Origin of the sequence: Streptomyces lanatus (genome assembly GCF_014655715.1) — a bacterium.
Classification (GTDB): domain Bacteria; phylum Actinomycetota; class Actinomycetes; order Streptomycetales; family Streptomycetaceae; genus Streptomyces; species Streptomyces lanatus.
The window spans coordinates 39,991-55,239 of sequence record NZ_BNBM01000003.1; the positions used below are offsets into that span (position 1 = coordinate 39,991).

The following is a 15,249-nucleotide window of genomic DNA, read 5'->3' on the forward strand; positions in this document are numbered from 1 at the left end:
CCTCAGTGCCGGGCCGCCGCCGTCACCCCCATGACCTCGCGTGCGTGGCGGTTCGGGACCATGCCGAGCCGCCAGGCCTGCCAGCCCTCCTCCAGGTTCACGCCGCGTTCGAGCAGCAGCCGGTAGGCGTCGACATAGCTCTCCAGCTTGGTGTCGCGCAGGGTGTGGCCGGTGCGGGAGAGCTGGGCCAGTTCCTCCTCGGCGACCGCCGTGCCGACCTCCACCCCGCCGGGGGCGGCGTACGGCAGCAGGGTGGAGCGCAGGAAGCGGGCCCAGTCCTCGCCGCGCCGGTCGCCGTAGGACGCGAAGAGGCCGATGGCGTCGTCGCACAGCGTCAGCGCCTGCTGGGTGCGGGTGTTCCCGGCGTCCACCACAGCCAGCTCCAGGCAGGTCCAGGCCTCGCCGTGGGCGACGCCGATGCGCTGGAAGTCGGCGCGGGCGTCGACCAGGAGCTGGCGGGCGAATCCGGAGTTGCGCAGGGAGCCCGTCTGGGCCGCCCGCTGGTCGCGGGTCACCCGTGCCGAGTGGTGCCGGGCGCAGGCGAGCCCGTACACGTCGCGCATCCGCGAGAACATCGTCCGGGAGCGCTCCAGCTCCCGTACCGCGAGGTCGAGGTTGCCCGTCTCCTCCAGGGCCTGGCCCAGGTAGTACAGGGACCAGGCCTCGCCGCGCGCGTCCTCGTTGTCACGGTGGCGGGCGGCCGCCTGGCGCAGGCCGTCCACCGCCGGGGACGGGTCGCCGGCGACCAGGCGGGCCCGGGACAGCTGGGTCATCGCCCAGGCCTCGCCGCGGGCGTCGCGGGTGCGGCCGTACAGCTCCAGGGCCGCCCGCAGATCCGTCTCCGCGCCCGGTACGTCGCCCATGCGCAGGCCCAGCTGGCCCAGCTGGAAGTGGGCCCACGCCTCGCCGTGCAGGGACTCGCCGGCCCGGTGCAGGGACAGGGACTCGGTCAGCAGGTCCAGGGACTCGGCGACCCGGCCCCGGTCGCGTTCCACGGCCGCCAGCGCGTGCATCGTCCAGGCGCGGTCCGTCGCCAGATTCGGCGCCGACTGCAGATCCAGGGCCTCGCGGAGCTTGGTGGCCGCCTCGGTGAGGTTCCCCTGGTGGTGCAGGGTGATGCCGAGGGAGCACAGGGCACGGGCCGCGCCCGCGTCGTGCTGGGCCTCCATGTACAGCTCGACGACCGAGGTCAGGGTGGTGCGGGCCTTGTCCAGCTCGCCTAGCTGGCGGGCCGCGATGCCGGTGCGCCACTGCACCGAGCGGACCAGCAGGCCCTTGTCCACGGCCTGCGCCAGCTCGCTGATCTCACCGAGGCGGTAGAGGTCGCCGCGCAGCAGGCAGTAGTCGCACAGGGCGCCCAGCAGGTTCAGTACGGCCGCCTGGTTGGCGTCCTCCGCGTGCCGCAGGGCCGCCGTGATGAAGCTCGACTCGTCGTCCAGCCAGCGCAGCGCGTCGTCCAGCGAGGTGAAGCCGTGCGGGCTGAAGCGGTCCGAGCGGGTCGACATGTTGCCGTCGACCAGGCGCAGCACCGAGTCGGCGAGATCGGCGTAGTTCACGATCAGCCGCTCCTGCGCCGCCGTGCGCTCCGCGGGCTCCTCCTCGTCGAGGAGACGGGCGTGCGCGAAGGCGCGGACCAGGTCGTGCAGGCGGTAGCGGTTGCCGCGGACATTTTCGATCAGCCCCGACCGGGCCAGCGCCGCCAGATGGCGCGTCGCCTCCGCCTCGTCCGTGGCCAGCAGTGCGGCCGCCGCCGCCGCGCCCAGCGAGGCGCGGCCCGCGAGCGCCAGCCTGCGCAGTAGACGCCGGGCCGCCTCCGCCTGGTCGGTGTAGCGCAGCCACAGCACCCGCTCGATCGGCTCCACCGGGCCGTACGCGCCCAGGTCCGTCGCCAGGGTGCGCGGTGAGCGCGGGCCGAGCGACGACCCCGCTATGCGCAGCGCCAGCGGCAGTCCTGAGCACAACTCCCTGATCCGGTCGGCCGATTCGGCGTCGTAGGGCCCCGACGCATCCTGCGCCGCCGCGGTCAGCAGTTCCTCCGCGCCCGCCGCGTCCAGCGTCTCCACCGGGAGCTGGTGCACCCAGGCGGCGAGCTCCGCGGGCAGGTCGAGGGGCTCGCGGGCGGTGACCAGGACCAGGCTGTCGGAGCGCTCGGGGACGAGGGCGCGGACCTGCTCCGCGTCCGAGGCGTCGTCCAGTACGACGGTGACGGGGAGGCCGGTGAGGTGCTGGTGGTACAGCTCGCCGAGCCGTTTGACCTGCTGCTCCGGAGACGAGCGCTCACGGAAGAGGAGCTGCTCGCGCGGGGCGCCCAAACGGTTCAGCAGATGCAGCAGCGCGTCCCTCGTCGACAGCGGCGGCTCGTCCGCGGTGTCGCCGCGAAGATCCACCACGCACGCCCCGCGGAACTGGTCCTTCAGACCATGGGCCGCACGGACGGCGAGTGTCGTACGGCCGCTGCCGGGCGCGCCGTGCAGCACGACCACGGTCGGCTTCGTCTCCGTACTGGCGCGGGCCGCCTGCACCCACTGCCCGATCCGGGCCATCTCCTGCCGACGTCCCGCGAACGGGCCCATCGGCTCCGGGAGTTGACCGAACGACTGCTCCAGCACACTGCGCCCGCGGGCCGCCGCGCTCTTGTCGGCACCTCGCAGCTGCGGCCCCGACTTCTTCGGGCCGGTGGACGCGCTGATCACCCGCTGCTGGTCGAGGAAGGGGCGGATGCCGCGTACCTCCAGTGCGGTCAGCCACTGCAGACGCAGCTGCTCCGGGCCGCCGGGCTGGCCGACGGCGCCCGCGCGGTGGTGCGCGGCGGGCAGATGCGTACCGGCCACTTTCACGACGGTGGCCGCCGCGCCCACGACGCCGACGGTCACACCGGCGCCCACCGCCGTGCTCGCGCCGGTGCCGAGCGCCAGGTCGGACACGAGCGCCGCGACCGCCGCCACCGCGGCCACCATCAGCGGCGTACCGCCGCCCTCCCGGGCGAACCGCTGCCCGAACGTCAGCCGCCCGGCCTCCGCCTCGTCCAGCGCGCGCGTATACGCCTCGTACTCCTCGGTCGCCGCCCGCGCCATGGAGTCCAGCGCCCCGCGCGCCCGCGACAGCAGCACCTGCCCGTCGATACGGCCCCCCGAGCGCCGCACCTCCTCCTCCACGGCCCGTGCCAACAGCCGCTCGGCGTCGGCCCGATGACTGTCCCGCATGTCTCGTCCCCCTCCGGCGCCAATCGCTCTCCCGGACCCTTCCCGGAATTCCGTCGGTCAAGTCTGCTGCGCTGGGGGCGGCGTGGGGAGAGGGCCGAGGGCGGTGGGGCGAGGACGGGGGTGGGGCGGGTGTGGAGTCGACCTCCGGTTGCCCGGCCCTCCGGTGGCCCCGCCCCTCTGCGGCCCCCGGGACCCGCGGCACGGTGGCGCACGGAACCACGTGCTGTCCGGCGTATTGCGGGTACTGCGGCAGGATGGACCCCATGGCGAACCGACTGGCCCACGAGACGTCCCCCTATCTGCTCCAGCACGCCGACAACCCCGTCGACTGGTGGCCGTGGTCGGCCGAGGCCTTCGAGGAGGCCCGTAAGAGCGGCAGACCGGTCCTGCTCAGCGTCGGTTACAGCAGCTGTCATTGGTGTCACGTCATGGCGCACGAGTCCTTCGAGGACCAGGAGACCGCCGACTACCTCAACGCCCACTTCGTCAGCGTCAAGGTCGACCGCGAGGAGCGCCCCGACGTAGACGCCGTCTACATGGAGGCCGTCCAGGCGGCCACCGGCCAGGGCGGCTGGCCCATGACGGTGTTCCTCACCCCGGACGCCGAGCCCTTCTACTTCGGCACCTACTTCCCGCCCGCCCCCCGCTCCGGCATGCCGTCCTTCCGCCAGGTCCTGGAGGGTGTGCGCAGCGCCTGGACCGACCGGCGGGACGAGGTCGACGAGGTCGCCGGGAAGATCGTGCGGGATCTCGCCGGGCGGGAGATCTCCTACGGTGGGCCAGAGGCGCCCGGTGAGCAGGAGCTGGCGCAGGCGCTGCTCGGGCTCACCCGGGAGTACGACCCGCAGCGCGGCGGATTCGGGGGCGCGCCCAAGTTCCCGCCGTCCATGGTGATCGAGTTCCTGCTGCGGCATCACGCGCGGACCGGTGCCGAGGGCGCGCTGCAGATGGCGCAGGACACCTGTGAGCGCATGGCCCGGGGCGGGATCTACGACCAGCTCGGGGGTGGGTTCGCCCGGTACTCCGTCGACCGTGACTGGGTCGTGCCGCACTTCGAGAAGATGCTGTACGACAACGCCCTGCTCTGCCGCGCCTACGCCCACCTCTGGCGTGCCACCGGCTCCGAGCTGGCCCGTCGCGTCGCGCTCGAAACCGCCGACTTCATGGTGCGTGAACTGCGCACCAACGAGGGCGGGTTCGCCTCCGCCCTCGACGCCGACAGCGATGACGGCACGGGCAGGCATGTCGAGGGCGCCTACTACGTGTGGACGCCGGAGCAACTCCAGGAGACCCTCGGCCAGGAGGACGCCGACCTCGCCGCCCGGTACTTCGGCGTGACCGACGACGGCACCTTCGAGCACGGCTCCTCCGTCCTCCAACTCCCACAGCAGGACGAGCTGTTCGACGCCGAGAAGATCGAATCCGTACGGCAGCGGCTGCTCGACCGGCGTGCCACGCGCCCCGCGCCCGGCCGGGACGACAAGATCGTCGCCGCCTGGAACGGGCTCGCCATCGCCGCCCTCGCCGAGACCGGCGCCTACTTCGACCGCCCCGACCTCGTGGACGCGGCCCTCGGCGCCGCCGACCTCCTCGTCCGGCTGCATCTCGACGAGCAGGCCCGTATCGCCCGTACCAGCAAGGACGGCAAGGTCGGCGCGAACGCGGGCGTGCTGGAGGACTACGCCGATGTCGCCGAGGGCTTCCTCGCGCTCGCGTCCGTCACGGGGGAGGGCGTCTGGCTGGAATTCGCCGGGTTCCTGCTCGACCATGTGCTGGCCCGGTTCGTGGACGAGGAGTCCGGCGGGCTCTACGACACCGCCGCCGACGCCGAGCGGCTGATCCGCCGGCCGCAGGACCCCACCGACAACGCCGCCCCCTCGGGGTGGAGCGCGGCGGCCGGTGCGCTGCTGTCGTACGCCGCCCAGACCGGCGCCGCGCCCCATCGCACCGCCGCCGAGCGGGCGTTGGGCGTCGTGAAGGCCCTCGGTCCGCGCGTGCCCCGCTTCATCGGCTGGGGGCTCGCCGTCGCCGAGGCCAATCTGGACGGGCCGCGCGAGGTCGCGGTCGTCGGACCGGGCCTGGCCGACGAGGGCACGAGAACCCTTCACCGCACGGCACTTCTCGCCACCGCCCCGGGCGCCGTCGTGGCTGTCGGGACTCCGGAGAGTGATGAGTTTCCGCTGCTCGCCGACCGGCCGTTGCAGCAAGGTGAACCCGCCGCGTATGTCTGCCGTGACTTCACCTGTGACGCCCCGACCACGGATCCCGACCTGCTGCGGGCCGCGTTGAGCAGGTGAAACCCTCGCCATAACGGGGCACTTACGCAACCTGTACCCGAACCGTTCAGTCTCGGGTCCGGTTGTGATGAAACGCGCTCTTCATCGAAAGGTCCTGCGGACTTCACAGATCCCCCTTAATCTCTGCACAGTGCCGCGATTGGCTCCGTAACTCGCCGTCGCGACAGGGGGCATTGGGGATCTGGGGGGATCTTTTGCTGACGTCTGTCTTCATAGCCGTCGTTTCGCTGGCCTTGTTCTGGATGGCGGCTTTCACCTTGTGGTGGCAGATGCACGCGTGGCGTACGCCCGAAGTGCTGGCCTCCACCCGGTTCAGCAGACCGGACGGCGGGGAGCATCTGTCGTTCTCGCTGCTGCTTCCGGCACGGCATGAACAGGCCGTGCTGGACCACACCATCCAGCGACTGCTGGAGTCCACACACACCGACTTCGAGATCATCGTCATCGTCGGGCACGACGACCCGGAGACCACGGAGGTCGCCGAGAAGGCGGCCGCCCGTGACCCACGCGTCCGCGTGGTCGTCGACACCCATGAGAAGAAGAACAAGCCGAAGGCCATGAACACGGCGCTGCCGCACTGCCGCGGCGATGTCGTCGGGGTCTTCGACGCCGAGGACCAGGTCCATCCGGAGCTGCTCGCGCATGTGGATCACGCCTTCCGCACCACCGGCGCGGACGTGGTCCAGGGCGGTGTCCAGCTGATCAACTTCCACTCCAGCTGGTACAGCCTGCGCAACTGCCTGGAGTACTTCTTCTGGTTCCGGTCGCGGTTGCATCTGCACGCCCAGAAGGGGTTCATCCCGCTCGGCGGCAACACCGTCTTCGTACGCACCGATGTGCTGCGCGAGGCCGACGGCTGGGACCCCGACTGTCTCGCCGAGGACTGCGACCTGGGCGTCCGGCTCTCCAGTGTCGGCAAGAAGGTCGTCGTCGCCTACGACTCCGACATGGTGACCAAGGAGGAGACGCCCGGCAGCCTGGTGTCGCTGCTGAAGCAGCGCACCCGCTGGAACCAGGGCTTCCTCCAGGTCTACCGGAAGAAGGACTGGAAGCAACTGCCCACCTTCGGACAGCGGTTGCTCGCCCGGTACACGCTGATGACGCCGTTCATGCAGGCCTTCACCGGGCTGATCATCCCGTTGAACATCGCGATCGCGGTGTTCCTCGACGTGTCCGTGAGCGTCGCCTTCATCACCTTCCTGCCGGCCGTCACCGCGCTCGTGACCTTCGTCTTCGAGGTCGTCGGACTGCACGACTTCGGCAAGCAGTACGGACTGCGCGTCCGCTTCGTCCACTATCTGAAGCTCGTCGTGGGCGGCCCGTTCTATCAGGTGCTCCTCGCCGGGGCTGCCGTCCGCGCCGTATGGCGTGAGCAGCGCGGCCAGAACGACTGGGAGCTGACCAGCCACGTCGGCGCGCACCTGTCCGATGCCACAGCGACCCGAGACCTCCGAGAGGACGTCCCCGCGTGACCTCCACCCTTCCCGCGGTGACCACTCCGAAGGTCCCCGCGCAGAGACAAGCTGTCCCTACGCCACGTTCGACCGGCCGAACGGAGCCGCCGAGGCGTCTCCGCTCCTCCCGCCCCGACCTGATCCTGTGCGGCGTACTCCTCGTCGCGATCCTGGTCGTCCAGGGCTGGAACATCGCCGACTACCCGACCCTCAGCGACGACGAGGGCACCTACCTGGCCCAGGCCTGGGCGGTCCAGGAGGGCCGGGGCCTCGCCCACTACACCTACTGGTACGACCACCCGCCGCTCGGCTGGATCCAGCTCGCCCTGCTGACCTGGATACCGGCCGCGTTCAGCCCCGACTCGATGACCGTCGGCACGATGCGTGCCGCGATGCTCGTCATCAGCGCCATCAGCTCGGTCCTCGTCTACGTCATCGGGCGCCGGCTGTCCCTGCCGCGCTGGGCCGCCGGGCTCGGCATGGTGCTGTTCGGGCTGTCGCCGCTGTCGGTCGTGCTCCAGCGGGAGATCTTCCTCGACAACCTCGCGGTGATGTGGACGCTGCTCGCGTTCGCCCTCGCCGCCTCGCCGAGCCGGCACCTGTGGCACCACTTCGGCGCCGGGATCGCCGCCGCGACCGCCGTACTGACCAAGGAGACGATGCTCTTCGTCCTCCCCGCGGTCCTCATCACCATGTGGCGGCACAGCCACCGCGACACCCGCAAGTTCGCCCTGACCGGCGCGATCACCGCATGCGCGCTGATCGGTCTGTCGTACCCCTTGTTCGCCCTGCTCAAGGGCGAGCTCATGCCGGGCAGCGGGCATGTCTCCCTCTGGGACGGCATCAAGTACCAGATGACGAGGCCGGGTTCGGGCTTCATCCTCGACGCGGGCTCCGGCTCGCACGGCGTCCTTCAGTCCTGGCTCTACTACGACCGTGTCCTCATCGTCGGCGGCCTCGCGGGCGGTCTGCTGCTCCTGGTCACCTGGCGCTGGTCGGTCACCGCACGCGCCCTGGCCGGACCGTCGTTCGCGGTGGTCATCCTCGCCCTGGTGGCCATGCGCCCGAGCGGCTATCTGCCCGCGATGTACGTCATCCAGGCGCTGCCGTTCCTCGCCCTGGTCCTCGCAGGGGGCACCGCCTCCGTCGCCCACGCCGTGCTGCGGCGATGGCGGTCCGAGGCCGAGCACCGGTATCTGACCGGCGGACGGTACGCGCTCGCCGCCGTCCTCGCGATCGCGGCCGGTGCGTACGTCGTCCCGCGCTGGTACGAGGGTGACCGCACCGCCGTCACCGCCGACGCCAACGCGCCCTACCAGGCGGCCTCGAAGTGGCTGGCCAGTGAGGTGGAGGACCCGGAGGACACCCGTGTCCTCGTCGACGACGCACTGTGGCTGGACCTCGTCCACGCCGGGTACAAACCCGGGCTCGGCGTCATCTGGTTCTACAAGGCCGACCTCGACCCGGCCGTGACCAAGACCATGCCGCACGGCTGGAAGGACCTCGACTACGTCGTCGCCTCCCCGACGGTCCGGCGCGACGCGGTCGACCTGCCCAACGTCAAGGCGGCCATCGAGCACTCGAAGCCGGTCGCCGTCTTCGGCAGCGGCGAGGACCGCGTCGAGATCCGCCAGATCCAGACAGCCGCCGGAGGCGTGCGATGACCCATGAGTACACCGCGCCGGAGGAGATCGGCGATCCGTCCGTCGAAGCGACCGAGGTGGCCGAGCCCGGTGCCGTCACCATCGTCGTGCCGACGTACAACGAATCCGCGAACGTACGGCAGCTGCTGCACCAGATCACCGAGTCGGTGCCGTCCCGGCTGCCCTGCGAGGTCGTCTTCGTGGACGACTCCACCGACGACACCCCGCAGGTCATCAAGGAGGCCGCGCAGGACTGCCCGTTCCCGGTCACCGTCATCCACCGGGACGAACCCGTCGGCGGGCTCGGCGGCGCGGTCGTCGAGGGGATGAAGGCGGCCGGTTCTGACTGGATCGTCGTCATGGACGGCGACTGCCAGCATCCGCCGTCCCTGGTCCCGGAGTTGGTGGCGACCGGTGAGCGCGCGAACGCCGGGCTGGTCGTCGCCTCCCGGTACATCAAGGGCGGCAGCCGGGCCGGGCTCGCGGGCAGTTACCGGGTCGCCGTCTCGCGCGGCGCGACCTGGCTGACGAAGGCCCTCTTCCCGCGTCGGCTGCACGGCATCAGCGACCCGATGAGCGGCTTCTTCGCGATCCGGCGCAGCGACATCACCGCGGAGGCGCTCAAGCCGCTCGGCTACAAGATCCTGCTGGAGCTGGCCGTACGGAGCCGTCCGCGGGCGGTCACCGAGGTGCCGTTCGTGTTCCAGGAGCGGTTCGCGGGGGAGTCCAAGTCGACGGCGGCGGAGGGGCGCCGCTTCCTGCGCCACCTCGCCGGGCTGCGTACGGCCGACCCGCTGTCCCGCATGGTGGTGTTCGGGCTGATCGGGCTCACCGGGTTCGTGCCGAACCTGGTCGCGCTGTGGGCGATGACGCAGGCCGGGCTGCATTACCTGCCCGCGGAGATCGTCGCCAACCAGTTCGGCGTGGCCTGGAACTTCCTGCTCATCGAGAAGCTGCTGTTCCGCGACCGCCGTCAGCACCGCCACTGGGCCGACCGCACCGTCCGGTTCGCGCTGCTCGCCAACGCCGACCTGGTGCTGCGCATCCCGCTGATCGCGCTGCTGGTCGGCCAGTTCGGCCTTGCCGTACTCCCCGCCACGGCACTGGCCCTGGTCATCACCTTCGTCCTGCGCTTCGTCGGAACCGAGGCGCTGGTCTATCTGCCGAGCCGTCGTTCAGGTCGGCGGCGCGGGAGCCGCACCGCAAGGAGTACTGCATGAGATCGAGCCGCATGCGACCCGGACGGAGAACGGCCCTGCTGGCCGTCATGGGCCTCACCGGAGGCCTGCTCCTCACCTCGCCCCAGTCCGCCTCCGCCGCCAACCTCATCAAGAACCCCGGCTTCGAGACCGCCGGCACCGACGACATGCCCTACTGCTGGGAGAAGTCCGGCTGGGGCGACAACGACTTCACCTTCACCACGACCTCCGACGCCCACAGCGGCACCAAGGCGATGAAGGTCGAGCTCACCCGCCGCGTCGACGGCGACCGCAAGGCGCTCATCACCGAGTCCGCCGAGTGCGCGCCGGTCGTCTCGCCGGGGAAGCAGTACGACCTGGGGCTCTGGTACAAGTCGACCACCCCCGACGCCTCGGTCACCCTGTTCCGGCACGACGCGGCGGCGGGCTGGCAGTACTGGACCGACCTCAAGACGCTGGAGATGGCCGGGAGTTGGACCGAGGCGACGGTCCGCACTCCCGAAGTACCGGCCGGTACCGACCGCATCACCTGGGGCGTCTCCGTCTACGGCACCGGCTCCGCCACCACCGACGACTACACGATGGACCAGGTCGCCGACCCCGTCCCGGACCCGGTGTGCACGGGCACCGCCGAGGAGTGCGCCAACGGCCGCTGGGACGTGCTGCCCACCCAGAACCCGGTCCGCTCCATGCACTCCGTCGTCCTCAACAACGGCAAGGTGCTGCTGATCGCCGGCTCAGGCAACAGCGAGGAGATGTTCGAGGCGGGCACGTTCACCAGCGCGGTCTACGACCCCCAGAACGGCACGTACAAGCAGATCCCCACGCCGAAGGACATGTTCTGCGCCGGGCATGTGCAGCTGCAGGACGGCCGTGTGCTCGTGATGAGCGGCAACAAGGGCTATCCGTCGGCGGACGGCACGATCGGCTACCAGGGCTACAAGGACTCGTACATCTTCGACCCGGTCACCGAGACCTACAGCAAGACCAACGACATGAACGACGGCCACTGGTACCCGTCGGCCACCGTCCTCGGCAACGGTGACGTGATCTCCTTCGGCGGTCTGAAGGAGGACTCCTCCGGTTCGGTCACCGCCGAGCGGTGGTCGGACGCCGAGCAGAAGTGGCTGGAGCTCTGGAAGGTCAACCAGACCTGGTCGTACTGGGGCCTCTACCCGTCGATGATCCTGATGCAGGACGGCCGCCTTTTCTACTCCGGCAGCCATGTCTTCGGCAACAACATCCCCGGCACCGGTTCGGCGATCTACGACTACGACGCCAACACCGTCACCCAGATCCCCGGACTCCAGAACAAGGACGAGCGCGACCAGTCCGCGAGCGTGCTGCTGCCCCCGGCCCAGGACCAGAAGGTCCTCACCATCGGCGGCGGCAACATCGACTCCAACCCGGACGCCAACCGCCTCACCGACGTCATCGACCTCAAGCAGCCCAACCCGTCCTACGTGGCGGGCCCGCCGCTCCCACAGGGCACCGTCGACCTCGGCAACGGCAAGGTCCCCGAGACCGGCAACCAGGGCAAGATGTACGTCTCCGCCGTACTCCTCCCCGACGGCAAGGTCCTGGAGACGGGCGGTGCCCTGCACAACCGGGCCAACCCGGTGTACGAGTCGTCGCTCTACGACCCGGCGACGGGCACCTTCGACCCGGTGGCGGCGGACCCCGAGGAGCGCGGCTACCACTCGTCCGCGTTCCTGCTCCCCGACGGCCGCGTGATGGCGACCGGCGACAACCCGGGCAACGGCAGCTGGAACCACGACGTGTCGATCTACACCCCGCCCTATCTCCTCAAGGGCGAGCGCCCGACGATCACTTCGGTCATCGACACCGAGTGGACCTACGGCGACACCCAGCGCATCACCGTCGACCGCCCCATCGCCAAGGCCGAGCTGATCCGCCCGGCGGCGGTGACCCACTCCTCGGACCCGAACCAGCGGTTCGTGGACCTGCCTCTCTCCGTCGACGGCAACAACATCGACCTCAATGTCACGAGCAACCCCAACCTGGCCCCGCCCGGCTGGTACATGCTCTTCGCCGTCGACGCGAACGGCGTGCCGTCCGTGGCCAAGTGGGTCCACTTGCAGGGCCCGTCCGCGCTGAGCAGCACGGAAGCCCACGTCCACGACTTCGCCGACGACCTCAAGGGCAAGGTCACCGGCCCCGGCAAGAAGCGCCAGTCCCAGAAGGTCAGCCCGACCGTCTCCGGCTGCGACCGCCACTACGGCTCCGTCAACGTCTGCGTCCCGACGGACTTCCCGCCGACGGTGAAGGCGACGACGAAGTCCCGGTGTGAGTGGCTGAAGAAGAACGACTACGGCCGTCTCAAGGTCAACGGCAAGGACGACCCGCTGCGGCTGGACCCGAACCGGGACGGGATCGCCTGCGGAAAGGGTGATGTGACCAAGCGCTAGTCTCAGCCCGCGTAGTCGGCGAGGGCGCGCTCCACGATGGCCACCAGCTGCTCGTGGTGCGCGCCCTTCCAGTACGCGCGCTTGCACTCGGTGCACTGCGCGAACACGTCGTACGACCGCTGCGTCCCGCCCTCCAGCTGCTCGGCGACCTCGGCCTTCGTCGCCTCCTTGAGCAGCCCGTTGCAGGCGGTGCACCGGGTCCAGGGCCGCAGCTCGGGGCGGAACCGGTCGAGGACGTCGCGGAGTTGGTCCTCGGGGCGGGTGCTGTACACATAGCCGCCGGCCCACAGCTCACGGCGGCGCAGCAGCCCCCGGTCCCGGCTCAGCATGACCCGCCGCTCGGCGGCCGAGAGCGCGGCCAGCGCCGGGTCGCCGAGGTCCGTCGACTCGTACGCCGTGTCCACACCGAGCAGCCGCATCCGGCGGGCCAGGGTGCCGAGGTGGACGTCGAGCAGGAAGCGCAGGGGAGCGCCGGGCACCCGCTGGGGGCGTGCGACGGGCCGCACCGACACGGACACGTCGGCTGTGGGGACGTACGACACCGGCATCTCCCGGCCGTCCACGACCAGGGGGCCGACCTCGGTCAGCGGGACGCCGAGGGACTCCACGACATGGCCGAGGGTCGAGACTCCGTCGGCGGCGACCTGGGCGGCGCCTCGCTCACGCCGTCCATTGGGCAGGAACACCCGTAGCTCGGGGGCGAACTCGACATGGATCTCGGGACCGTTCACCCGGCCAGGATGACATGGCCGAGGGTCCGGGCCTCAGGCCTTTTTCGCGGGGAGGCCGTGCTCGATGACTTGCAGGGCCCGGTCCACCAGCTCGCGGAGGTCGTCCCGGCAGTCGTTCTCCGCCCAGGCGATGTTGACCTCCATCAGGCCGCCGACCATGGACATCGCGAAGACCCGCACTTCGAGGCTGTCCGGGTCCAGCCCGTGGCGCTCGGCGATGGCGCTCCGCAGCAGGCGTCCGGTCGCCGACATGCTCTCGATCATCCGGGCGCGGACGGCGGGGATCTGGACCGCCAGGTGCGCTCGGATCCGGACCGCCTCGGGGTCCTCGGCCAGCAGCGCGTCCATGGACCGGTGCATCACGTACCGCACCGAGTCCATCCAGGACTCCGAGTCGGGCCGACCGCGCAGCTCCTCCAGCATCATCGGGTCGTACTCGTCCGTGAGGACGATGTCCTCCTTGGTCGGGAAGTAGCGGAAGACCGTGGACGGCGACACCTCGGCGCGCTCGGCGATCTGCTCGATCGTCGTGGCGTCGTAGCCCTGCTCCTTGATCAGCGCGTACGTCGCGTCGCGGATCGCCGTCCGGGTCTTGATCTTCTTCCGCTCACGAAGCCCCAGCTGGGGACGGTCGGTCAGGGGAGAGGAGTGTGCGGGGGTCATGGGTGTCATTGTCGGGCATCGGCCCCCTCGGCAGCCATGTCCGGGGCCTCGGGCCGCTCCGCATCGGGGGTGCCGGGCAGGAACGCCGCCGCCAGCAGGGCGGAGACCAGGGCCGCGATCCCGCACACCAGCAGCACGACGCCCATGCCGTGGACGTAGGCGCTGTTCGCGGAGGCCGCGAGCTCGGCGGAGCCCGTCCGCTCGGCGACGAGGTGCGCCGCGACCACGGACTCCCCTGCGGTGTCGGCGACCTTCGCGGGCAGCCCGGTGACATCGAGCCGGTCCCGGAAGGCGCCGGCGAGCAGGCTGCCGAGCAGGGCGATGCCGATCGCGCCGCCGACCTGACGCATGGTCATCAGCAGCCCGGAGCCGCTGCCGGCCCGGTCGCGGGGCAGGGCACTCAGGCCGCCGTTCATGGCGGGGATGAGGGAGAGGCCGAAGCCGAGGCCGGTGATGGTGAGCCACAGCGCGACGAAGCCATAGCCGGAGTCCGCCGTCGTACGGCTGCCGAGGAACCCGGCGAAGGCCAGCACCACCAGGCCCGCGCTCACCGCGGCACGGGCGCCGAAGCGGGCGACGACCTTCGGCGCGAGGCGGGAGGCGACCAGCAGTCCGCCCATCATCGGCAGCAGCCGCACGCCGGTGCCCAGGGCGTCATGGCCGAGGACGGCCTGGAGGTAGGGCGGCAGCACGAACAGCAGGCCGGTCAGGATGAACGTCACCAGGGTGGCGGCGACGGTGTTGAAGAGGAAGCCGCGGTGGGCGAGGAGGGTCATGTCGAGCATGGGGCGCTCGACCCGGCGTTCCCGCAGCACGAGCGCGGCGATCAGGACGACCGAGGCGGCGAGCATCGCCAGGACCAGCGGGTCGCCCCAGCCCCGGGTGGGCGCCTCGATGATCCCGTAGACGAGGGCGCCGAGCCCGGTCGCGGCGAGCGCGGTGGAGACGGTGTCGACCTTGGGGGAGGCGGGGTCCTTCGTCTCGGGGAGCAGGAAGACGCAGGCGGCGATGCCGATCGCGGCCATCGGGACGTTGATCAGGAAGACCGAGCCCCACCAGAAGTGGTTCAGCAGCCAGCCGCCGATGATCGGGCCGAGCGGCAGGCCGAGCGCGGAGGCGGCGGAGGCGATGCCGACGGCCTTGGTGCGCTCCTCGGGGCCGAAGAGCGTGGGCAGCACCGACAGGGAGAGCGGGGTGACCAGGGCCGCGCCGACGCCCATCACGGCACGGGCGGCGATCACCGCGTTCACATCGCCGGCCAGCGCGCCGACCAGGGATCCGGCGAGGAAGATCCCGAGCCCGGTGATCAGCATGCGCCGCCGCCCGAACCGGTCGCCGAGCAGACCGGCGGGGAGCATCAGCGCCGCGAAGACGACGACGTACGCGTCCGCCATCCACTGCTGCTGGCCGGTGGTGGCGCCGAGGTCGGCGGCCATCGTCGGCAGCGCCACATTGAGGATCGTCATGTCGAAGCCGAGCGTGAGCATGCTCGCGACGAGTGCGCCGAGCGCCCACCAACGGCGAGGGTCTGGAGTGACAGTAACCATGAAATGAGAGTAGCTCTCAAAAGGTGGTCGCTGTCAATCAGATTCGGGTGCGCGCGGAAATCCGGGCATGGAAAAGGGCCACG

The 15,249-nt window shown here is 70.8% G+C and carries 9 protein-coding genes; 5 read left to right on the plus strand and 4 right to left on the minus strand.

What is annotated here, in order from left to right; translation table 11 throughout:
• Window positions 1-2: 2 nt before the first annotated feature.
• Entirely contained in the window at window positions 3-3,203 is a 3,201-nt protein-coding gene (locus tag IE325_RS09230) for a tetratricopeptide repeat protein (RefSeq protein WP_190069286.1), read from the minus strand.
• A 263-nt stretch (window positions 3,204-3,466) separates the two neighbouring features.
• On the opposite strand from IE325_RS09230, the gene IE325_RS09235 reads away from it, so the two are divergent.
• The 5 genes from IE325_RS09235 (at window position 3,467) to IE325_RS09255 (ending at window position 12,225) form a co-directional block, all read left to right on the plus strand.
• Window positions 3,467-5,500 carry a thioredoxin domain-containing protein gene (locus IE325_RS09235; RefSeq protein ID WP_190069287.1) on the plus strand — a complete coding sequence of 678 codons (2,034 nt, stop codon included), beginning with the start codon at window positions 3,467-3,469 and terminating at the stop codon, window positions 5,498-5,500.
• A gap of 194 nt (window positions 5,501-5,694) precedes the next feature.
• Window positions 5,695-6,972 carry a glycosyltransferase gene (locus IE325_RS09240; RefSeq protein ID WP_190069288.1) on the plus strand — a complete coding sequence of 426 codons (1,278 nt, stop codon included), beginning with the start codon at window positions 5,695-5,697 and terminating at the stop codon, window positions 6,970-6,972.
• Entirely contained in the window at window positions 6,969-8,618 is a 1,650-nt protein-coding gene (locus IE325_RS09245) for an ArnT family glycosyltransferase (RefSeq protein ID WP_190069289.1), read from the plus strand. The genes IE325_RS09240 and IE325_RS09245 overlap by 4 nt, the downstream gene beginning before the upstream one ends.
• Window positions 8,615-9,817, plus strand: coding sequence for a glycosyltransferase (locus IE325_RS09250; RefSeq protein ID WP_190069290.1), 1,203 nt, complete (start codon window positions 8,615-8,617; stop codon window positions 9,815-9,817). Before IE325_RS09245 ends, IE325_RS09250 begins: the two co-directional genes overlap by 4 nt.
• Before the next feature lie 11 nt (window positions 9,818-9,828).
• On the plus strand, window positions 9,829-12,225 hold the full coding sequence (locus tag IE325_RS09255) for a galactose oxidase family protein (protein ID WP_190069791.1): 2,397 nt from the start codon (window positions 9,829-9,831) through the stop codon (window positions 12,223-12,225).
• A gap of 2 nt (window positions 12,226-12,227) precedes the next feature.
• Here IE325_RS09255 and IE325_RS09260 read toward each other — a convergent pair whose 3' ends face one another.
• Genes IE325_RS09260 through IE325_RS09270 form a run of 3 tightly spaced genes read right to left on the minus strand, consistent with a single transcriptional unit; the run spans window position 12,228 to window position 15,166 of the window.
• Window positions 12,228-12,956: a Mut7-C RNAse domain-containing protein gene (locus tag IE325_RS09260; RefSeq protein WP_190069291.1), complete on the minus strand. Its 729-nt coding sequence runs from the start codon at window positions 12,954-12,956 to the stop codon at window positions 12,228-12,230.
• 33 nt (window positions 12,957-12,989) lie between these two features.
• On the minus strand, window positions 12,990-13,619 hold the full coding sequence (locus IE325_RS09265) for a TetR/AcrR family transcriptional regulator (protein WP_190069292.1): 630 nt from the start codon (window positions 13,617-13,619) through the stop codon (window positions 12,990-12,992).
• Between the two features lie 5 nt (window positions 13,620-13,624).
• Window positions 13,625-15,166: a DHA2 family efflux MFS transporter permease subunit gene (locus IE325_RS09270; RefSeq protein ID WP_190069293.1), complete on the minus strand. Its 1,542-nt coding sequence runs from the start codon at window positions 15,164-15,166 to the stop codon at window positions 13,625-13,627.
• Window positions 15,167-15,249 lie beyond the last annotated feature (83 nt).

What these genes read in the sequence shown, in the direction of transcription:
- IE325_RS09230 (WP_190069286.1), bottom strand. Translation starts at nt 3,203, where the DNA reads ATGCGGGACAGTCATCGGGCCGACGCCGAGCGGCTGTTGGCACGGGCC.
- IE325_RS09235 (WP_190069287.1), top strand. Translation starts at nt 3,467, where the DNA reads ATGGCGAACCGACTGGCCCACGAGACGTCCCCCTATCTGCTCCAGCAC.
- IE325_RS09250 (WP_190069290.1), top strand. Translation starts at nt 8,615, where the DNA reads ATGACCCATGAGTACACCGCGCCGGAGGAGATCGGCGATCCGTCCGTC.
- IE325_RS09255 (WP_190069791.1), top strand. Translation starts at nt 9,829, where the DNA reads ATGCGACCCGGACGGAGAACGGCCCTGCTGGCCGTCATGGGCCTCACC.
- IE325_RS09265 (WP_190069292.1), bottom strand. Translation starts at nt 13,619, where the DNA reads ATGACCCCCGCACACTCCTCTCCCCTGACCGACCGTCCCCAGCTGGGG.
- IE325_RS09270 (WP_190069293.1), bottom strand. Translation starts at nt 15,166, where the DNA reads ATGGTTACTGTCACTCCAGACCCTCGCCGTTGGTGGGCGCTCGGCGCA.